A 20,225-nucleotide genomic window follows, 5' to 3' on the forward strand; every position below is an offset into this window, starting at 1 on the left:
CATGTCGTCGGTTGGCGGATGGGATCAAGCCATTACCCGGCTCGCGACCTTTGAGTTAAAACCGGATATTATCGCCTGGCACGGCATGACCGGCGCAAACGCCTTCTGGTCCACCAAGACCGCGGCCCTGGTCTGGGCGGTAGTGCTGGGGTTCGTCTGGTCGGCCGTGGTCGCGGTGAGCCCGTGGCAGGCGAGCCGGTACCTGATGGCGAAAAATGAACACGTGACCCTGCGGGCCGCCCTGATAGCACCGACCTGTGTTCTGCTGCTCTATGTTGTACTCCATTTTTCCGCCGCGGCCATCAACCTGATCAAACCCGATATCGCTCCTTCCGAGAAAGCCTACATCTGGGCAGCGTTCAACGTACTGCCGACCTGGATGGGGGTCATCATGCTGGGCGGCATCATGGCGGCAGCCCTCTCTTCGTGTTCCACCTTCCTCTCCCTCGTCGGCTTTTCCGTGTCCCGGGACCTGATTCATGAGAGCGGAGACAGTGAGAAGGTGCTGCGGGTCAGCCGAATCACCATGGCTTTTGTCGGGTTGGCTACCTTGGGCATAACCTATTTCCAGCCGCCGGCGGTTATGTGGATCGGCTATTTTGCGGCAACCCTGTTCGCAGCGTCCTGGGGACCGGTAGCATTTGCCAGTGTCTGGTCCAAGCGAATTACCGCCACAGGGGCCCTGTGGGGCATAATAGGCGGCTTTATTGCCGTGGCACTCGGCGAAACGTTGAAGAAATATGGCGGCGTTGATTTCCCCGTCTATCTGCGTCCGCCAATCATCGGCGCGGGCTTCAGCGTCCTCTGTATCATAGTCGGATCAGCCCTTACCCAGGTGAGCGATGCCGAACGGCAGTTCCGGGAAAAGCTCCATATCCGGCCGGCAGGTGAGAGCAGCGCGGTTGAGGTCAGCCGTACCATGACCCTTGCCAAAGTCATCGCGGGACTCGGCATACTGACCATTATCGGGGTCTACTATCTCTATTCGGTGCCTTACAACGCCGCATTGCAATAAGCTGTTTCCCATGTTGTGGTCCCATGTTGCGCATGGTCGCATCGAGATGACGTCGATTGCACCCTTGCGGAACATGGGATAGTCCACCCCTTCCCCATAACCAAGCGCTTTTTCCCGGTAAAATAGCCATACACCTGGGCATCATACTGTGCCGGACCACCACCAGATTCCGCCGACGCCGGGGAAAACTACCCGCTGAAGATTTGCGCACAGTGCAAATCTTCAGCAACGCAACGCGCCTGATTCTATCTTAGCCCGGCTACAGTCAGTTCCTTTCGCAATATCACTGCAGCTCCATCTGCGTTTTTCATGGTCGAGAGAGACCCCGATGTGTACCGGTCGGGAAATCGTGTCATGGCAACTTGGCATGACTGATTTTTTTATAAAAAACTTCTGCTGATAGTAAACGAGGCATAATATACAAAAAATTAATTCTCAGTAATCTAAACAGATACACTGCGACAAGAGGTGCAATGACGCCGGCCAAGGTACCCACGACAACATGTACCGAAAAGTTTCTTATCTTAAACAAATTGCAGAGTACGATCCTGGCCCCGGAATACGAGAGAACGTGCATAAGATAAATAGTCATTGAGTTTGACCCAATCAGCAAAATTATTTTCGATGGTTTCCGGCAGATCAGTGACGAAAAGCTTATTATAAAGAGGATAGATATAACCGATAGCACCAGCAGTGGGATTCCGATATCAGTGTATGTCAGATGCAGAATATTATGATAAATATATTGATAGGAAAGAAAAAACACAAAAGACAAAATCGTCCACCTGTACAGGTGGGCCTCGATAATATTTCTGAACTCCTTACAAAATACACCTAACGCAAAGAAAACAAAATAGCTGAAAATGTATTTCAGAAAAATTGTCTTCGGCAGATAATCCTGATGAACAAAAACGACGCAGGCTATAGACAATACAATAAAACAATAGGGCTTACTTCTTTTTCGATAGAGCAATATCGCAAGAAAAAAAATAAAAAACAGTGCATATAAAAACCAGAGATGAGTCTTGGTCCCCCATAACATGGATGAAAAAACGTCAGAAAATGTCACAGGGTGATGTGTGAGCTTAGAAAAAACAACTTCCACGCTTCCCTGCAGAATCGACCAGACCAGATAGGGATAAATAATGGCGTCAATCTTATTGACCAACAGTCCTACAGAACCATATTTTTCTAGAGACCTAAAAAAATACAGACCTGACAAAAAGAAGAACAGAGGAATATGAAAAGCATAAATGACACTGTCGATCAGCAGATAGCTCTTCATGTCTACCGGCAAACCTGCCTTGCAGATCCCATGCGCCACATGTCCATAAACGACTAAAACTATGCCAATCGCTTTACTGTAATCGACCCACAAGTCTCTATTGTTCATGAGAAAATCCTTTGTTGTTACAGCCCGGTACTGTGCAAATGAGCGATCGAGTAACCGGGGTTGTTCCTAAGCCCCTCGCAGAGTCCGTAAATGAGACTGCCGCCCCCTCATACCGCTCTTTGTGCCAAACACATAAAAACACCACTGCCTCAATGCGGCAATAACAAAGCCGCTTTGGCAAATCGAGTGAACCGGGGACCCTGGCTCACTTCAATCTCCCTTTGAATCCTCTGTACTGCAGGCACGTCCAAAAAACAATTCCGGAGTCAATATATACCAGAACTATTTTGAAATCTCTGGCTTAATATTTCTCGTAAATACTTCACATCTACCAACGAACTACCCACCCTTTTTTATCAGGGCTTTTAGACTGTACCTCAATGCTCTTCGGAGGTTACTGACCGGAGGTTGACGCTGTCATCGATTGAGCTATTATTGTGCGTATCCTGTCCCTGTCTTTAGTATCTGCTTACATAGGTTCCATATTTTCAACACGTTATGGAACAATACAAAAAAGTCTGGCAAATTTTACGCCTGAACAATCCATCTGTGCCATGATCCTGATATGACCTCCGCAGAACATCAAGCCGCGTATATAGAGTTAAAAGTGACAATGAATTCAGGGGAAAATATCGGTCACGAGATATAAACGGAACAAGACCTATCGAAAAAAGCCGCCGGACATACGCGTAAACAAGAAAAGCCGGGGTTATTTCACACTCAATTTAAGAATGGTTTTGTCTGTCATTCTCGTTTTGCCAATATCTCTGACGTCAACCGTGCACCACGGTCTGTGACAATTGTTGCTGTTCCGAGGGTTCTTGCTTTTCATGAATCCTTGGAAATCTTCACCAGCTTCACTGGCTGGGGGAACAAACTCTTTCTGATGAGCTTTTTCTCCGGAACCTGTAGAGATTTCTCTTCAGGCTCCTGATAAAGTCGTCCGTATCTTGACCTTCAACACCCTGGATTTTCCCGCCTCTACTCACAGCAACAATCATAGATTCCGGTATTTTTTATTATTAAACATTGAAAAATCAACCTGATGCATTATCAATAGAGGCAGGGCTTTGCAACAATCACAAGATCGTCACCTGGCCATCGCCCTGTCGACCGCAATAGTCTTCTAAATAATTCAAAATAAGTAAATGCAGTGATAGTTGTTACCAAAACCATAAAGCTTACCGACTCAGAATATACCTTTACCCCCATCCGCGCCCAGGGAGCAGGAGGACAGAATGTAAATAAGGTTTCCTCGGCCGTTCAGCTACGCTTTGATATCGGCAACTCCAGTCTTCCCCAACGCTATAAAACCAGCCTGCTTCACCTCTCCGATCAAAGAATTACCAATGACGGGGTAATCGTCATCAAGGCCCAGAAATACCGCACACTCGAAAAAAACAAGGAAGATGCAATCCAACGACTCAAAGATATCATCAACAAGGCAGGGTATACCAGAAAATCTCGCAAACCAACCAAGCCAACCTTTGGTTCCCGCCAACGCAGAGTGGACAGTAAAGTGAAGCGTGGAAAAATAAAGTCACTCCGGGGGAAAATAAAATCGGAGATCTGATGCGGCCACAAGTCGTTTGATGACCTGGTGCAGTTATACATTGCATTATGTCATAAACGCTGGTAAGGATGCGGCTCCAGCGCCGTGTTGTCTGGCCAGAACATGAAAATTCCTTGAATTTGCAGCAAAAAACCAGGCTGACACGCTGTTGATCTACCACAATGGTGCCGACACATCCTGACAAAACAGGCTCTGTGTACAGATCTTCTCTTGAAGCAAACAACCCTCAACGGATACTTTTATGTCTTTTGTTACTGCTCTTCCAGACAACTCGTTCATCCATTCGGGGCGGCCAACCACCTCCCTTTGTACTCCTGAAAGCAACCGTTTGAGATAAGGACCAATGCTGCGCCACACCTTTTGCCATATACCAGGGATCGGCTTTGCCACCGAAAAAAAATTATGGAACTGCGGGGTCACCGATTGGCACAAATGGAAGGATCCTGTGCCGGTAAAAGTCCCCGCCAGTACCAGGCACGATGCCGCCATAATCCTCGACCAGTCGTTGACAGCCCTTGACCGCAACAACCCGTCATTCTTCACTTCCCGGCTTGCAAGCTCGGAAAGCTGGCGGATCTTCTCTTTATTTCGCAACAGCACCGCCTACCTCGATATAGAGACAACCGGACTCGACGAAGCTGCAGAGATAACGACTATCGCCCTCTATGACGGTAACACGGTCTTCACCTACGTAAACGGCATCAACCTTGACCGGTTCGTCGACGATATCTATAACTATTCAGTTATCGTCAGCTATAACGGGAAAAGTTTCGACATTCCATTTATTGAAAATTATTTCCGAATCAGCCTGGATCATGCCCAGATCGACCTGCGGTATGTTCTGGCCAAGCTGGGGTTTAAAGGCGGCCTTAAGGGATGTGAAAAAATGGTCGGGATGAACAGGGGCAATCTTGCCGGGGTTGACGGCTATTTTGCGGTACTGCTGTGGCGCGAATATCTGAGGAATAATGACCGGAGGGTGCTCGACACGCTTTTGGCCTACAACATCGAGGACACCGTGAACCTTGAGCGGCTTGCGGTTGAAGCGTACAACAGAAACGTTCAGATGACGCCGTTTGGTGCAGATCTTGCCCTTACCTGTCCGCCATCCCCGCCAAATCCATACGTTGCCGACAATGACATTATCGCCCTGCTCAAACGTACCTCGGCGCAAAACCGTGGGTGGTAACTCCGCTGCAGGATATTCTTTCCAGTCCCGGTTATTGTTCAGCAGATTATCCGGTCAACAGTTGCGCCGGCGTGATGATAATGGCATTTTCCGGGCAAAATTTTTCACAGAGAAAACAACTGGTACAGAGGTAGGGATCTACCATCAGTTTCTTTTTGTGTTCATCTTTCACCAGCCTTACCGCCCCGGTGGGGCACATGCCGGTGCAGCGCGGGCAAAGTGTACACCACTTCTCTACTGTTATGGTCGGTAAACATTTTGCCGTCAGCTCCTTCTTCTTTTCGACGGCTGCCGACAAAAGAGCGTCCCGCAGTAACCTGGTTTTAGCCGGCAGCCGCCTTCCTTCGTCATGGTTCCGGCAGGTGGTATGGCGCTCTTTTTTCATCAAACGGACCACATCACGACCAAGACTTCGTAGAAAGGACCTCCTGCCTCTTGCTATCTCATCAGACAGCTGTTTTTCATCTGTTATCACCGTAAATCGGGCACCTATGTGCGGGCCGAGAAGTTTTGCGGTATTTTCCAGGGCCCGGAAAAAACGTGTAACCGGTCGCTGATTTATGCAGCAGGAACATCCGGTAAAATCATAAGAGATGAGAGCTCCTTTTTTCAGGAAAAGGAACACAACCGCTTCCGGTGAAAGTGCACCAAGACACGGGAGACCGGTTTCGTCCACGCCGTACCTTCCGCCAGGTCTATTGCCGCAGTAACAGGAAACAAGCGGATTTTCATCCACGCTCCAGTCAAGCAGTTGCTGCTCGATATCACACCCGGCAAAGGTAAAAACTCCTGCTGGACAAATTGCTGCACATCTGCCGCAAAGCGTGCACTCGCCACAGTCTAACTCAACCCCGCCCGTCACCACCGACAGCGCCCGAAAAAGACACCCATCTACGCACAGGCGGCAGTCACAGCTGTTCAGACGTCTCCTGAGACAATGCGCAAGGTTGGGTACGATTTTTCGCCACTGGCCGTCCACCAGATTTTCGTCAGATTCCATGCGCCGTGTCAGTTGCATAGAATTTGCAACAGCCATCGTAGAAGTTGCTCGTGCATTTCGCCAGCTCCCGGTAATAGTCGGTGGCAGCTCCTGCCTGGAGCCTGGCGGTAAACTCAGGAATCCACGGCATGGCGCTGTTGAAAAAGTTTGACTGCAGCTGACGAAGACAGGTGGTTTTCCCGGTCAAGTCTTCAGCGCGGGCGGTGATCTCTTTGGCTAAGAGAAAGTACATAAACTCAAATTCAATTGCGATATGGTCAGGCGGCTCCTTCATTTCAACCGTAAGTCCCGCGTCCTGGTAATAGCGCTTCACCATCTGGGTCGAGTCTCCCATCACCCTGCGATTTTGTTCAAGATAGACCGAACCGTAGGGGGGGGCGATGAGCGCAAACGGACCGACAAACAGTGCCGCATAATCGACCCTGAGCCGCTGTTGCGTTTCACGCTCCAGCTCAGCTTCCATCTTCTCTGCGCAGGCCGCCGCTTCCGGACAGACGTCTCGAAGCTGAGATGCCAGGTTGGCGCATACCCGTTCTTCAATAAAGATCTCTTTATCCGGTTCATAAAAACATGCACCCAACAGTTTGAAACTGTTGCTGCGGCAGACCACTTCTCTTGAGGATTCCATATGACCAGGTTGGTTGGCGTCAACAGGGAAACATGCGGCACACCAGGGAGACCGGGCGCGCCGCACCATGATACTGCTTCTTATCTTGCCGAGTAATTCCTTATATAGTGTACGTTAGGCTTGGTTCCCTTCTCTTTTTTCAGGACAAAGCCACCATGTTTTTGCAAAAGCATGGCCGCTTCACTTTTACCATCGTCAAGATCTCCAAAGATACGGGCGCCGGAGGGGCATGCCTCGACACAGGCCGGCAGCTCGCCGACTTTGAGCCGGTGGTCGCAAAGAATGCATTTTTCGACAATATTGTCCCGCCGTACATTTTTATAATCTGGATGCTGATAGTCGGTTCTGTGGGGAGGAACGGCTCCGGCCAAAGAACAAAGCTCGGCTGGCGATCCGGAACATCTTTTTATCAGCTCGGTCTTGTCACTGAAAAACGGATGTGCGGGCTCCCCCTCGTCGTTGTAACTGATAACACTATATTCCCGCGATGCGCCGTCTGTTGATACGTCATCCATACTGTACGGGCAAGCATCCTGACATGCTCGGCACCCTATACACCGGTCATCGTTATGCATGGTTATACCGTCGGCGGTTTTGTACATCGCCTTGGGCTCCACGGGACATGCGGCCACACACGGCGCGTTGCTGCAATGATTACACAGCACCGGAAGAGTGCGGAACTTGGTATCGGGAAAGGTTCCAGTGGTTTCATGAATGAAATCCGCCCAGTTGTGGGTCTGGCCGTTTCTCCTCAAGGCAGTATTGTTTTCGGTTTTGCATGCGAGCGCACAGGCGCCGCAGCCAACACACTTACGCAGATCGATTATCATTCCATATTGCGTCATTTTTCCTCCTCCTCATCGCTAGATCTTCTCGATACGTACCGCTGCATGGCCGCCGTTTCGAGCATTTGAGCCGGAAAGTCTTTCCAGTTCCCATGGAATGATTGTATTGTTGTTTACGCCCCGGGTAGCACTGCGGCCAAAATCTGCAGTTGCCGTGCGCCCATAGGCCCAGTGTCCCTGTCCGTAGGCTTTGCTCACCGTACCGGGCCGGACTCCTTCCCACACCCTGGCAATACATTCCCCGCTTGCCGCCACCGATGTCACCCACACTCTGTCTCCGTCTTTGATGCCGATTTTGTTTGCGTCCACCGGATTGATGCGCAGGGTGTCCTGCCCACCCACATCTCCCGGATCGACATGCTTGAACTCGTAATACCAGGGACAATTCTGGCTGCGCCCCTCGCGATTGAGGCGAGATTTGTAGTCAATGAAGACAAACGGGAATTCGCTTTCAGCGCCATGGCGCATGGGCGGTTCATGGTGGGGGACGAAGGCGAGTTCACCCCGGGCGGTATAGTTGACCGCTGTCATCACCTCATCCACCGACACGTGGTGACGCTTGGCATGCTTGTGCAGCGCTTTTTTCAGCGTTTCACTGTAGAACTCAAATTTAGCGGTTTCAGTCTTGAACTTTCCCCAGTGAGATTTGTATTCATAGGGAGCAGAGTTCCACATGCCCCGTGCGACCATCTCCGCCCAGCCGTTGATCTTGTCCCCATGGGTATCCTTTTTGCCGTCCCAGAGCGGTTTTGTGTAATACTTCAGGGCATAGAGCGAAAGTTCCTTGGAGTTTTTCGCTTTTGCCCCGGTTTCCGGATCACAGAACATCTCGACCAGACAGTCATACATATTGGCAAACCCCCGATCCTTCAACTTTTCGGCCAGTAGATAGGGAAACTCCGTCTCATCCTGGATAACATCCCAGACCGGCTCGATCACCGGCTGCACCAGCGTACATGCGGCGTAGCGGTTGGCCTTGGTTTTGACAAAGCCCCACTTTTCGTACTTGGTCACCGCGCAGGGGATGACAATGTCGGCGAACATGGTGAATTCTGAAGCGTTGGTGGTCAGATGTACAGTGAAGGGAACCTTGCCGAGAGCCTTTTCCCACTTGTCGGTTCCGTTGCATGAGAATGGGAAATTGTTCATATACCCGATCAGGACCTTTATTTCGTACGGGTCGTTGTTCAGCATCCCTGTCACCGCATTGTTGGTGGCCACCCCACCCCCTGATTTGCCGCTTTTAAGCGCCGGCAGCTCAAGCCTGCCCCGCTGGTCGATTTTTTCCATGTGACTATGCTTTTTGGCCAGCTCATCCTGATATTTCTTGAGAATATCGCCGTTGAGCTTGTTCACCGGAATCTTTGCACTCTGCAGGGAGCCTCCTTCATTGTCGACCGCGCCGAGAAGACCTGCCAGGGCATGAACCGCCATGGCGGAGTACCCGCCGCGCGCCTGCATTGCTGCCCCTGGCCCCATCCAGACCGCAACGTGGGGTGCAGCCGCTGCCAGCCCCCGGGCCACCCGCACAATCTGCTCCGCCGGTACGCCGCTGACAGATGCGGCTTTTGATGCGCTCATATCGGCTACGGCTATGTTCCACCATTTGACAACCCCGTAGGTGTGGACTTCCTCGAATTCTTCCTCCGTCACCTTTCGCCCGGGAACGAACCGGTTGACGCCATCCTTGAAATCCCCGACAAACTCGCGATTCCACAACCCTTCCGTAAGAATTGTGTGGGCTATACCCAGAGCGACCGCCCCATCGGTTCCGGGGATAAGGGGGAGCCACTCGTGGCCCTTGGCACCGCTGGTTGTAAGTCTTGGATCCACCACGGCCACAGTCGCCCGGTCAAGGGCCTCGCCCAGCCGCTTGATGGTCGCGGGCACCATCCGATTGCTGGCCACCGGGTCACACCCCCAGATAAGAATGTACCTGGAATTGTCGAGATCGTAATCCCGATAATCCCAGTACCCCTCGGTAAAAAACGATCCGAATTTCTCACCTTCAGCGCAGGTGGAACTGTGAGATATGTTATTGGGAGACCCGAACGTTTTGGGCACCACGTCGTAAATCAGGTCGCGCATGTAGGTGTAACGTCCGCGCATAAGACAGAACTTCTCCGGCTCCTTATCATGGCGTAATGCCATCATTTTGTCGGCGATGGTGCTAAGAGCCTCATCCCAGCTGATCGGCACGAATCCCGGATCTTGGCCCTTTCCCTTATTGGGGTTAGTGCGCTTCATCGGCACCTTGAGCCGGTCTGGATCGTACACCTGCTGCAAAGACAGATGACCTCTGGGGCAGACCTTGCCGTCATTCTGCTTTGAATATCTGTTTCCTTTAACTTTTACCGCCCTGCCGTCCTGCACAAATACTTCCGTCGGACACCAGGTGGTACACCCCTGACATGTGGTCGCCTTCCACTCGCCAGGTGCTTCCCCGATTACAACATTACTCTTTTTGGTCGCAGAAAGCGCGTTCAGTTCAACAGCCGAACGAGCGCATCCGCCAACGGCTGCAGTCGCTCCGGCAATTGCCGACAGTTTAAGAAAATCCCTCCGCTTGATTTTCATACCCCCCTCCCAATACCTTTTCACCAGCATTATCGCCAAAAGACCAGGCCACTTCACAAAGTACCACCGGACGACGAAAAACATGGTCCCGCACCGCTCTAACTATTTTGTGAAGGCTGTCATCCAATTTCTGGCATCGTCCTGCATCTATCCTGGCGGATGGCCAAGCCATGTGAAAGATATCAAGAGGCGATATCAGTTAACTGTGTCTTGGCCACACCGCCATATATACAGAGTAGTATAGAGGGGATCTTTGTGACAAGTCAAGGGAAGGGGGATTTACCGTACGGTGTGCTCCACCAAGGGGGTGAAAATCGGCTACAAATTTTTGCAGAATTCTACGGTATCGCGGTAACAAAGGAGGGTTCCGCCGAATATATCAAGCGCACTGCCGACGGTAAAATCTATTTTTCCTTCACCCTTGTCCCGGATCAGCTCGAGATCGTCAAAACCGCTTATCCCGCCCGCATAGGTAGCGGGAACGGGGCTTGACTCTCCGAGCAGTGCAACGATGTCGGCTTCTATACCACTGCACTTGCCCTCAACGTCCGCTGCATGAATGAGAAATTCCGCGCAGAACTTGCCGAGACTCCTAAGGATTTCAGGGGTAATCCTGACCTTGGTGAACTTCTGCCACCGGTCGGTGACTATATAATAACTGTCGCCTTTTTTCCGACAGCTCAGGTCGAGCACCAACCGCTCGCTGCCAACAGACCTGACCAGCTCGGCCAGGCGATCCATATCCACCTTCCCGTCGCGAAACACATAGGACGTCACGATAACATGGGAAGCACCGTTGTCGATCCAGTAGGCTGCGTTTTCAGCCGTTACTCCGCCGCCGAGCTGCATACCGCCGGGCCATGCACCCAGGGCCTCTAGGGCCGCCCGGTCGTTGCCGACACCAAGCTTTATGATATGGCCGCCGGTGAGATTGTCATCCCTGTAGAGACCTGCAAACCATGCCGGGGGCTTTTCGGCGATAAAATTGGTGGTAATTCTCTGCGGGACGCTATCGCTCAAGGTGGAACCGACAATCTGCTTCACCACACCGTCATGAAGATCGATACAGGGTCTGAATTTCATAGTTTTTTCTATCTGGCAAGAACCAATAACAAAAAAAAGCGGAATGCTCTGTCAGCATCCCGCTTTCCCGTTGCAATGGTATCAACCGGTCTGTTGGTTGCCTGTCAAGGACACACTTATCCTTTTCTGATCAGCATCGTCGACGGATCGAGCATGAGCGTCGAACCGGGATCGATTGAACAGGTATCGCACTTGACGATATTGAGTTTCATCGCGTCTTCTTCAGGGCTAATGAGGAGTACGGTCTCAAACAGGCTGTCTACTTCGTGGCAGGGCGCGGGCACCCCGTCAACGCTTTTGCGGTCGTCTCCCCGATGGCTTACCGCGGAGAACCAGATCATCTTCAAGCCCCGCTCGTGCATGAAGTTTCTGAACTCCTCAAGGGATTCCTTGGTATTTTTTTCAAAGTCGTAGCCATCGATGATAAGGCACTCCGGACGATAAATGTTCTGCTGAACAAGATCGTCAAGCCGCTCTTCCAGAAGAGCCTTGGAAAAGGAGCTCTCCTTGAAAGTCATGATCATCCGGTTCTGCATGGCACCCGGAATATCATCCATTCGTTCTCCTGCCGTCAGCAGCGCGAGAATATCATCATACCAGGTGCGGGTTTTGTCTATGCCCTCGCCGATGGACACATGAAGCACCTTGTTGCCAAGCAGCATGCAGTCCAGGGCAAATTGAACAAGTATGGCGGTTTTACCGAGTCCGGCCCGAGCCATCACCAGTCCCATCGTGGGTTGCGCCCCATCACCTGCCTTTTCGTCCAGGCCAAGCGCCCGGAGTGGATTATTCACAACCATATCGTTTTCCATGGCAGTTCACCTCTTTTATATTGCTTGTTTGACCATCTGTTCGACGATCATCCCCCGTGAAGAGGAATTTTCTTCTGCGTAGTTTTAGCCTTTGTCGAGCTTAATATCAACCTTTCTTCCTTTCGTCCTGATATGCTTTGACAAGCTCTTCGCTCACACCTTTGGGAACCGCTTTGAAAGTTGCAAATTCCATGGTGAATTCGGCCTTGCCCTGGGTCAGCGACCGCAGGGTCGTGGAGTATCCGAACATCTCTGAAAGCGGTACCTCTGCCTCGATCACCGAGTAACTTCCTTCTTCGGTACTACCAATGATCATGCCGCGGCGCTGGTTGATCGATCCCATTATCGCACCCTGGAATTCAGACGGCCCCTCTACAGCAACCTTCATAATCGGTTCCATAATTATCGGTTTCGCCTTGAGGTACCCTTCCTTGAACGCACCGATAGCCGCCAACTGGAAGGCAACGTCAGAGGAGTCGACTGCATGGTACGCACCATCGTTGATGACGCACCGAACACCGGTAATCGGCGAGCCGCACAGCGATCCCTTCTCCAGAGACTTTTGAAAACCTTTGTCGCAGGAGCTGATGAACTCCCTGGGAATTACGCCGCCCACGATATTGTCGACAAATTCGTAATCGCCTTCCTCGATCGGCTCCAGATATCCGGCAACCCGACCGAACTGCCCGGAACCACCGGTCTGTTTCTTGTGGGTGTAGTTAAAGTCGGCGCGTTGAGAAATGGTCTCCCGGTAGGCGACCTGGGGCGCTCCGACTTCCACCAGCGCGTTATATTCACGCTTCATGCGTTCGATATAAACCTCAAGATGCAGCTCGCCCATCCCGGAAATGATCGTCTCACCGGTTTCATGGTCGACAAATGTCTTGAAGGTCGGGTCTTCCTTGGTGAAGCGGTTCAGAGCCTTGGACATGTTCACCTGAGCCTTGTTGTCGGCAGGAATTACCGCAAGGGAGATAACCGGCGCCGGAACATGCATTGAAGTCATGGAACAGGAGATCCCTTCGGAAGTGAATGTGTCGCCGGAAGCGCAGTCGATGCCGAACAGGGCGACGATATCACCCGATCCGCACGACTCGATCTCCTCCATTTCATTACTGTGCATCCGGCAGAGCCGGCCGATCTTCACTTTCTTACCGGTACGGCTGTTGTAGACCGTGTCTCCTTTTGCCAGCCGACCCTGGTAGGTACGGATGTAGGTCAGCTGACCGTAACGTCCATCCTCAAGTTTAAAAGCGAGCATAATCAGCGGATCATCCGGGTTGTTGCTCACCTCAAATTCCTTTTCATCATTGCTGAGATCAAGGGCCATGTTGGTTACGTCCGTTGGACAGGGCAGGTACTGGTTTACCGCGTCAAGAAGCAGCTGCACCCCCTTATTCTTGTAGGCTGACCCCATAAACACCGGAGTAAACTCAAGCGCCAGGGTTCCTTTGCGTACCGCATCGTAGACAAGACCGTTATCGATATCTCCCCCTTCCAGCAGGGCTTCCATCAGCTCATCGGAGAACATGGAAATTTCCTCGAGCAGCGCTTCCCGCTTTTCGGTTGCCTCTTCAAGAAGGGCAGCGGGGATCTCCTCTTCACGGATGATGTCTCCTGCTTCCCCATCGAAGTAGATGGCTTTCATGGTTACCAGGTCGACCATTCCGGCGAGGTCATTTTCAAGGCCGATCGGCATCTGCATCATGTGGGCGTTGAGATCGAGCTTATCCCGAAGCTGCTGGGTCACCTTGGCAGGGTTGGCACCGGTCCGGTCGCACTTATTGATGAATGCCAGGCGTGGAACATTGTAGCGGGTCATCTGCCTGTTGACCGTAATGGACTGGGACTGTACCCCTCCTACCGAACAGAGAACCAGAACTGCACCATCGAGAACCCTCAGGGCACGCTCTACCTCAACGGTGAAGTCAACGTGACCGGGAGTGTCGATGATGTTGATATCGTTGCCTTTCCAGTTGCAGTAGGTCGCCGCCGACTGAATGGTGATGCCACGTTCTTTTTCGAGCTCCATGGAGTCCATTTTTGCACCAACACCGTCTTTGCCACGAACCTCATGAATAGCGTGAATCCTCTTTGTGTAAAAAAGGATACGCTCCGTCAAAGTCGTCTTTCCCGAATCGATATGGGCACTTATACCTATATTTCTTACTTTCGATAAATCCTTATTCATGGCTGCTGTCCTCTACAACTTTGCCAACCGGCTTCATTCCGGCCTAACTTTATCACCTGCGGTGAAAATAAAAAAGTAAGGAGCTACAGCCTTCTGTAACTCCTTACTCAACTGACTTTCATGATGGTAAAGACTTGGGAAAAGCGGGTCGTTTTCCTGCCAAGTGCAATACCGCAGCCTGTGCGTCGGGGAGCCCGACAGGCCTCATACATTTATGATAACCTCTTTTATTACATCCAATAAACGTTTTTGTCCAGAATTAATTTTACCCATGGTTGTTTTTTATACTTCGCCCGGTTTTACTCTTTTCTACCGCTCTTCACCGGTATAACCTTAATCTGAGCAGCAGACGATCCAGCACGCCCTGTATCAACATGGTGCGGTTCGACAAAAAACATTTGACAGGATGTCACGGTTATTGTAAATAGGAACCATTATTGGGTGACAATATTTATCGCTCTCAGCAAACGAGTCAAGTAACGATATCCACACAACAATACACACACAACAACACAACAAGGAGGAACAGATGAGCAAAACAATGGAAAACCTCAAGGCTGCATTTGCCGGTGAGTCCCAGGCACGCAACATGTATACTTTCTTTGCCAAGGTGGCACGCAGCGAAGGTTACCACTATATTGCCAAACTGTTTGAGGAAACCGCCGAAAACGAGCAGCGTCACGCCAACGATCATTTCAAGATGATGGGTGCGTTAGGCGACACCGTAGCCAACCTCAAAGAAGCAATAAACGGCGAGAACTACGAAACCACCTCGATGTACCCGACCTTTGCCAAAGAAGCGGAGGAAGAGGGAAACATGGACGCGGCGATGCTGTTCACCCAGATTGCCAAGATCGAAGCGGCCCATCGCGACAGATATCAAAAGCTGCTTGAGATGGTGCAAAATGGAACCGTTTTCACCAGAGAAGAACCGATAAAGTGGAAATGTTCCCTGTGCGGCTACACCCACACCGGCACTGAGCCGCCGCCCAAGTGCCCCAGCTGCAAACACCCCAAGGAATATTACGAGCCCGCGAATATGGATATCTAATCCGACCGATGCCGGCGCCTGGTGCGCCGGCACCGCCGACAGCCATTCGCTTCTTGCCTTTTTTCCCGCGGAACATGTAGGCAATCTTTTTTTATACTATCACGACCCCTTCCCCTGACCCGCACACCTCACCTCTCCACCGGGATCCACAGCCGGGATGAAAAATCGATCCTGCCGCTGCAATCAAAAACAATCCCTTCACCCATCAGGAGGTGTCGCTGATCCTGATCACCATCGCCGCAGCGCCTGGCAGAAACACGTCCCTGCCTGTTCACCACCCTGTGCCAGGGGAGATTATACTTATCCGCGCACGCATGGAGAATGCGCCCCACCTGCCTGGCCCCATTGCGGTTTCCGGCACAGCAGGCAATATCACCGTAGGTGGCGACCATTCCATACGGGATTCTGCCTACTATATCCACCACCTTCATCACAAACGAATCCTTTAACACCAGGCTCCTCAACCACTCAATAGAGAATTGAACTCACCCCAACCACCGATGCCCTCAAGAGACAACATATAGCCAAAGACAACTCTTTACAACCGCCGGAACACTCTACAGAAAGTCTTTGACAGCTGCCGGATCGCTCCCCCCCAACACTATCTTTGTTATCGTGACCGCTTGAACGACGGTGGCGCTTCGGCCCAAGCTATGCTAAGGTATCCTCTCTGTACAGAGGTATTCTCCATACAGCAACTCCTGTTTCGTCATCCCGCAACCGTTCAAAACCCACATTTGAGGGGGCAGCCATGAACAGCATTGAAATGTTACGCGAATTTTTAAAAGACACGATCAGGCTGAAAATAGATTTTCGCACAAGCGACCAGAGCCGAGGCGTGCCGATGCCGCCCATGGAGCAACCAACACGTTCTGACCAGGTTCGCATAGCTCTTGCCGACCCGCTATCTTTTCTACCTCTTGGAGCAAAAACCCCGGTGAGCGAGGCTATAGCCAGGCGCAGATCAAGACGTAATTTCAGCGAGACCCCTCTGACCCTCGAACAACTCTCCTTTCTGCTCTGGGCAACCCAGGGACAGCGACAGCCGGAGAAGAAAACACCGCATTTCAGGACGGTTCCATCGGCAGGCGCACGCCACAGCTTCGAGACCTTCCTGTTTATAAACCGGGTCAACAGTGTGACGCCGGGTCTCTACAGATTCCTTCCCCTTTCCAATGAACTGGCTCTGCACTACAAGACCGACGAGACCATAGAGAGCACCTTGTCAGCTGCGGTTTTAGGCCAGAGTTTCGTTGCCAGGGCGGCGGCCGTATTCGTCTGGACCACCATCCCCTACCGGATGGAATGGCGATACCGGGAGGCTGCGCACCGAGTGATACTCATCGATGCCGGTCACGTGTGCCAGAACCTCTACCTGGCGGCCGAATCAATCGGGGTCGGAACATGTGCCATCGCCGCCTACGACCAGCAGGCCATGGACAGGCTGCTGGGCGTTGACGGCGAGGACCAGTTCACCGTATATCTCGCCCCCGTTGGCAAAACCGTAAACAATGAAGAACACAACCAATCATAAAACAACTTTATCAGGAGCGCCCCATGCTGAGTATTAATCCCGAATTATGCAACAAAGACAGCTTGTGTGTCGATGAGTGTCCGGCATCAATCATAACAATGACAGAGGACACCGGTCTTCCCGAGATAAAAGATGAAGCCCGGGACTGTTGCATCCACTGCGGCCATTGCGTGGCGGTCTGCCCCAGGGGAGCCCTCGACCACGAGACCGTCTCCCTCAAGAACTGCCCGCCAATCGCAAAGGAAAAGGTTATTGACAGCGAACAGGCCGTCCAGTTTCTACGCTCGCGAAGATCAGTCAGAAAATTCAAAAACAGGCCGGTAGCCCCGGACGTTATCGAGAACCTGATACAAGTTGCAGCCTACGCCCCCAGCGGCTCCAATATGCAGCCGGTTGAATGGGCGGTCTTCAGCGACCGCCACCAATTAAGAGAACTCTCGGAACTTACCGTCGACTGGATGCGCCACCTCGTCAGGGAATCCCCCGAAAACACTCCGCCTTACATGCCAAGACTTATCAAAGGATGGGAAAACGGCCAGGACAGCGTTCTCAGGGACGCCCCGGTGGTGATTGTTGCCATGGCGGACAAGAGCGCGAGAATCGGTCAGATAGACACCACCATAAGCCTCACATATCTCGACCTGGTGGCCCCAGCTTTCGGCCTTGGAACCTGCTGGGCAGGGATTCTCCAGGGCGCCATGCTCAACTGGCCCGCCGTCAAGCAGGCTATGGGAATTTCTGAAGACTACCCTTTTCACTATCCGCTGATGGTCGGCTACAACAAGCACCGTTACTATCGGCTTCCCGAGAGAAAACCACCGGTCATCACCTGGAAATAGCGAATTGAAGCGAACCTCGATCGGGACAATAGCGCCAAGACACCACAAATACTGTTGCACCAAAACGCAACCACCAGTCAAGCGGCGGTTTTATCCGCTTTCGCCGTTAATCTCTACGCAGCAGATCAACCACAAGAGAGACAGCGTGCGCATGACCGACCTCCTCACCGGGGTTCAGGGTTCACCAGCACGTTGTCGAGTCCGGAACCGTTTTCCACCAGCGGTTCCGGGCGCCGCAGCCGCGCTGTCGCCAAATGGTCGCCACCGCCGGGCCCCGGCTATTTTTTCTGCTGCTCCAGCAACCTTGACAATCCATGTTTTTTCACCCTGCGCATCACCGCCGACTGACTCATGTTGAGCGCTGAAGCCACCATCCTTGTGGACTTGTGTTTCTTGATGGCGTCGGAAAGCAATCTTATCTCAAACAGAGCCACCTGCTCCTCAAAATCGTACTCACTTTCATCGGTGACACCCTGCATGTTGTTATCCGGGCGCGGTGCGGTCTGTAATTCGTGAACAATCATTTCATCGAGCAAATCATCTTCACTGAGAACGACCACCTTATTGACAAGATTTCTCAATTCCCTGACATTTCCCGGAAAATCATAATGCTGAAGAATCTTGTACCCTTTTGACGATATTTTCCGGTTGAGACCGTACTGTTTATTGTACCTCGTCAGGAAATGATTTATCAGCGGGAGTATATCTTCAGGCCTCTCCTTGAGTGAAGGAAGTTTTATCGGGAAGGTATTAAGCCGGAAGAACAGATCCCGGCGAAACCTCTTCTTCTCGATCAGATCATGAAGAACGGCGTTTGTAGCGGCCACCACCATACATTCTATCCTGATCGGCCGCACGCCCCCCAGGTGCATTATCTCTTTTTCATCAAGACATTTGAGCAGCTTGGCCTGGACGGTAACCGGCATCTCACCGATCTCATCAAGAAACATGGTTCCCCCCTGGGCAAGCTCAAACAGTCCCGCCTTGCCTTCATCCTTGGCACCCGTGAACGCGCCCTTTTCATAGCCGAACAACTCGGCCTCAAGCAGACTTTCAGGCAACGCGGCACAGTTGATCTGGACAAAAGGCCTATTACTGCCGCCGCTTATTTCATGAATAAATTTGGCGATGCGGCTTTTCCCCGTGCCCGAATCACCGGTTATCAGGATATTGGAAACATTTCTTCTCGAGAGCTTTATTGCGGTGAGAAGCAGCTGCTCCATCTCCGGACTGTGGGCGACAAAATTCCTCCCCTTGGTCTTCAGAAGGTTCAACTCGGTAAGCTCGGCCCTCATCCGTTTGCTCAGCGAAAGCGATTCGTTCAGCGCCTCTGTCTTGTTCCTTACCTGGGCTTCAAGCTTTCTGTTTGCCTCCAGCAGCGCCTCTTCCATCTTGCGCATTTCTGTTATGTCGAGGTGGGTACCGACAACCCGTACAAACTTATTATTCTCGTCCCTGTTGACCACTACCGCGCGAGACAGAATCCACCGGTAATCACCGCTTTTGGTCCGAAGCCTGTAGGTAGAGCGATAACTGTCTTTGCGTTTTTCAACCACGTCGCGGAAACTCTGGACCGCCTTTTTCCTGTCGTCGGGGTGCAGCAGCTGCACCCAGCTCGCCTGGGTCCCGGAAAATGCGTTATCCCTATATCCGAGCATTTTGAAATATCGCGGGCTGAGATACCCTTCGTCCTTGAAATAATCAAAATCCCACAATCCTTCGTCCGAAGCGTTTAACGCATAGTTGAGCCGCTCTTCATTCTTTCTCACCTTATCTTCCGCACGCTTATGCTTATCGATATTCTGCATTATGGAACAGATGGCATAAATCCTGCCGTGTTCGTCCTTTATCGGCGAGGTGGAAACCAGCACCCACAATTCGGTACCGTCCCGCCTTCGCAGAAGCAACTCAACATTTCTTGAGATTTTCACCTGCGCCGAAGAGCGAAAGGAAGGCAGATCATTGAGCAGCCACAGATGGTTATCGTCCTGATAACACGCCCAGCCCTTATCGCTGCCGTAAAGATTAAAATAATTCTGACCAACAAGCTGTTCCGCTGAAAGCCCGATTATCTTTTCCATCTCCAGGTTGGCCTTGAGGATTTCTCCGCTGACACTCCCCCAGATCAGAACCCCAATGGGCAACTGCTCAAGTGTCAGCTTAGCAAGGGCCGGCTTGGATCCGGAGATTTCAAGGCGCAGTTTCAGTTTTCCAAGCTCGTCGCGCAGCACCTTGTTGTCGGCCACCAGGCTTTTCACTTTCTGTTTCAGCACCATATTCGTGTCTATATGATTTTCCCGCAATGACACGCCCATCATTCACCCATTCTGTTGATATTATTATAGAGAGCACCGCAACCCGGAACAAACCGAAATCGACTCAAAACCAACCACAAGACACTGTTTATACTAGACAAAAACAACAAGCCATCGGCGAATCGACTCCGACTCTCATTATCTTATTGTTCTATCATGTCTTTAAAAAAAAATCATCAC

16 protein-coding genes are annotated in these 20,225 nt (G+C 51.5%); 6 read left to right on the forward strand and 10 right to left on the reverse strand.

The window, feature by feature from the left end:
- A partial coding sequence (locus tag BLQ17_RS14845) for a sodium:solute symporter family transporter (protein WP_092224231.1) occupies positions 1-1,015 on the forward strand: 1,015 nt, incomplete at its 5' end.
- Between the two features lie 352 nt (positions 1,016-1,367).
- Here BLQ17_RS14845 and BLQ17_RS14850 read toward each other — a convergent pair.
- Positions 1,368-2,408 carry an acyltransferase family protein gene (locus BLQ17_RS14850; protein WP_092224233.1) on the reverse strand — a complete coding sequence of 347 codons (1,041 nt, stop codon included), beginning with the start codon at positions 2,406-2,408 and terminating at the stop codon, positions 1,368-1,370.
- Between the two features lie 1,153 nt (positions 2,409-3,561).
- Between BLQ17_RS14850 and arfB the strand changes: the two genes are divergently transcribed.
- Positions 3,562-3,981, forward strand: a complete 420-nt coding sequence (gene arfB / locus BLQ17_RS14855) for an alternative ribosome rescue aminoacyl-tRNA hydrolase ArfB (protein ID WP_092224235.1) — start codon at positions 3,562-3,564, stop codon at positions 3,979-3,981.
- Between the two features lie 343 nt (positions 3,982-4,324).
- Entirely contained in the window at positions 4,325-5,170 is an 846-nt protein-coding gene (locus BLQ17_RS14860) for a ribonuclease H-like domain-containing protein (protein WP_092224237.1), read from the forward strand.
- A 46-nt stretch (positions 5,171-5,216) separates the two neighbouring features.
- Here BLQ17_RS14860 and BLQ17_RS14865 read toward each other — a convergent pair whose 3' ends face one another.
- The 7 genes from BLQ17_RS14865 to fusA form a co-directional block, all read right to left on the reverse strand.
- The gene (locus tag BLQ17_RS14865; protein WP_092224239.1) at positions 5,217-6,170 is read right to left on the reverse strand and encodes an NADH-quinone oxidoreductase subunit I; all 954 of its coding nucleotides are present in this window, start codon (positions 6,168-6,170) and stop codon (positions 5,217-5,219) included.
- Positions 6,160-6,798, reverse strand: coding sequence for a TorD/DmsD family molecular chaperone (locus BLQ17_RS14870; protein WP_176761254.1), 639 nt, complete (start codon positions 6,796-6,798; stop codon positions 6,160-6,162). Before BLQ17_RS14870 ends, BLQ17_RS14865 begins: the two co-directional genes overlap by 11 nt.
- Positions 6,799-6,878: 80 nt before the next feature.
- Positions 6,879-7,643, reverse strand: a complete 765-nt coding sequence (locus BLQ17_RS14875) for a 4Fe-4S dicluster domain-containing protein (RefSeq protein WP_092224243.1) — start codon at positions 7,641-7,643, stop codon at positions 6,879-6,881.
- Between the two features lie 18 nt (positions 7,644-7,661).
- On the reverse strand, positions 7,662-10,220 hold the full coding sequence (locus BLQ17_RS14880) for a molybdopterin-dependent oxidoreductase (protein WP_092224333.1): 2,559 nt from the start codon (positions 10,218-10,220) through the stop codon (positions 7,662-7,664).
- A 318-nt stretch (positions 10,221-10,538) separates the two neighbouring features.
- The gene (gene hisA / locus BLQ17_RS14885; RefSeq protein ID WP_092224245.1) at positions 10,539-11,303 is read right to left on the reverse strand and encodes a phosphoribosylformimino-5-aminoimidazole carboxamide ribotide isomerase; all 765 of its coding nucleotides are present in this window, start codon (positions 11,301-11,303) and stop codon (positions 10,539-10,541) included.
- A 116-nt stretch (positions 11,304-11,419) separates the two neighbouring features.
- Entirely contained in the window at positions 11,420-12,115 is a 696-nt protein-coding gene (locus tag BLQ17_RS14890) for a hypothetical protein (RefSeq protein WP_092224247.1), read from the reverse strand.
- A 106-nt stretch (positions 12,116-12,221) separates the two neighbouring features.
- The gene (fusA, locus tag BLQ17_RS14895) at positions 12,222-14,306 is read right to left on the reverse strand and encodes an elongation factor G (protein ID WP_092224249.1); all 2,085 of its coding nucleotides are present in this window, start codon (positions 14,304-14,306) and stop codon (positions 12,222-12,224) included.
- Between the two features lie 529 nt (positions 14,307-14,835).
- Here fusA and rbr point away from each other — a divergent pair.
- Positions 14,836-15,357 (forward strand): rubrerythrin, encoded by a 522-nt coding sequence (gene rbr, locus BLQ17_RS14900; RefSeq protein WP_092224251.1) that lies wholly within the window; start codon positions 14,836-14,838, stop codon positions 15,355-15,357.
- A 128-nt stretch (positions 15,358-15,485) separates the two neighbouring features.
- Here the strand turns inward: rbr and BLQ17_RS14905 are convergent, their stop codons facing one another.
- Entirely contained in the window at positions 15,486-15,809 is a 324-nt protein-coding gene (locus BLQ17_RS14905; protein ID WP_218121811.1) for an MGMT family protein, read from the reverse strand.
- A 299-nt stretch (positions 15,810-16,108) separates the two neighbouring features.
- Here BLQ17_RS14905 and BLQ17_RS14910 point away from each other — a divergent pair, with 299 nt between their 5' ends.
- Together BLQ17_RS14910 and BLQ17_RS14915 are read left to right on the forward strand one after the other, a co-directional pair.
- Positions 16,109-16,891: a SagB/ThcOx family dehydrogenase gene (locus BLQ17_RS14910; protein WP_218121812.1), complete on the forward strand. Its 783-nt coding sequence runs from the start codon at positions 16,109-16,111 to the stop codon at positions 16,889-16,891.
- A 23-nt stretch (positions 16,892-16,914) separates the two neighbouring features.
- Positions 16,915-17,730 (forward strand): nitroreductase family protein, encoded by an 816-nt coding sequence (locus BLQ17_RS14915; protein ID WP_092224255.1) that lies wholly within the window; start codon positions 16,915-16,917, stop codon positions 17,728-17,730.
- A gap of 278 nt (positions 17,731-18,008) precedes the next feature.
- Here BLQ17_RS14915 and BLQ17_RS14920 read toward each other — a convergent pair whose 3' ends face one another.
- Positions 18,009-20,006 carry a sigma 54-interacting transcriptional regulator gene (locus tag BLQ17_RS14920; protein WP_176761255.1) on the reverse strand — a complete coding sequence of 666 codons (1,998 nt, stop codon included), beginning with the start codon at positions 20,004-20,006 and terminating at the stop codon, positions 18,009-18,011.
- Positions 20,007-20,225: the final 219 nt, after the last annotated feature.

The organism is Desulforhopalus singaporensis (assembly GCF_900104445.1).
In the GTDB taxonomy this organism is placed as follows: Bacteria; Desulfobacterota; Desulfobulbia; order Desulfobulbales; family Desulfocapsaceae; genus Desulforhopalus_A; species Desulforhopalus_A singaporensis.

Excerpts from the sequence above, each read along its gene's own strand:
- BLQ17_RS14860 (WP_092224237.1), top strand. The coding sequence starts at position 4,325 with ATGCTGCGCCACACCTTTTGCCATATACCAGGGATCGGCTTTGCCACC.
- BLQ17_RS14875 (WP_092224243.1), bottom strand. The coding sequence starts at position 7,643 with ATGACGCAATATGGAATGATAATCGATCTGCGTAAGTGTGTTGGCTGC.
- BLQ17_RS14910 (WP_218121812.1), top strand. The coding sequence starts at position 16,109 with ATGAACAGCATTGAAATGTTACGCGAATTTTTAAAAGACACGATCAGG.
- BLQ17_RS14880 (WP_092224333.1), bottom strand. The coding sequence starts at position 10,220 with ATGAAAATCAAGCGGAGGGATTTTCTTAAACTGTCGGCAATTGCCGGA.
- hisA (WP_092224245.1), bottom strand. The coding sequence starts at position 11,303 with ATGAAATTCAGACCCTGTATCGATCTTCATGACGGTGTGGTGAAGCAG.
- BLQ17_RS14850 (WP_092224233.1), bottom strand. The coding sequence starts at position 2,408 with ATGAACAATAGAGACTTGTGGGTCGATTACAGTAAAGCGATTGGCATA.
- BLQ17_RS14865 (WP_092224239.1), bottom strand. The coding sequence starts at position 6,170 with ATGGAATCTGACGAAAATCTGGTGGACGGCCAGTGGCGAAAAATCGTA.
- rbr (WP_092224251.1), top strand. The coding sequence starts at position 14,836 with ATGAGCAAAACAATGGAAAACCTCAAGGCTGCATTTGCCGGTGAGTCC.
- BLQ17_RS14890 (WP_092224247.1), bottom strand. The coding sequence starts at position 12,115 with ATGGAAAACGATATGGTTGTGAATAATCCACTCCGGGCGCTTGGCCTG.
- BLQ17_RS14915 (WP_092224255.1), top strand. The coding sequence starts at position 16,915 with ATGCTGAGTATTAATCCCGAATTATGCAACAAAGACAGCTTGTGTGTC.
- fusA (WP_092224249.1), bottom strand. The coding sequence starts at position 14,306 with ATGAATAAGGATTTATCGAAAGTAAGAAATATAGGTATAAGTGCCCAT.
- BLQ17_RS14920 (WP_176761255.1), bottom strand. The coding sequence starts at position 20,006 with ATGGTGCTGAAACAGAAAGTGAAAAGCCTGGTGGCCGACAACAAGGTG.
- BLQ17_RS14870 (WP_176761254.1), bottom strand. The coding sequence starts at position 6,798 with ATGGAATCCTCAAGAGAAGTGGTCTGCCGCAGCAACAGTTTCAAACTG.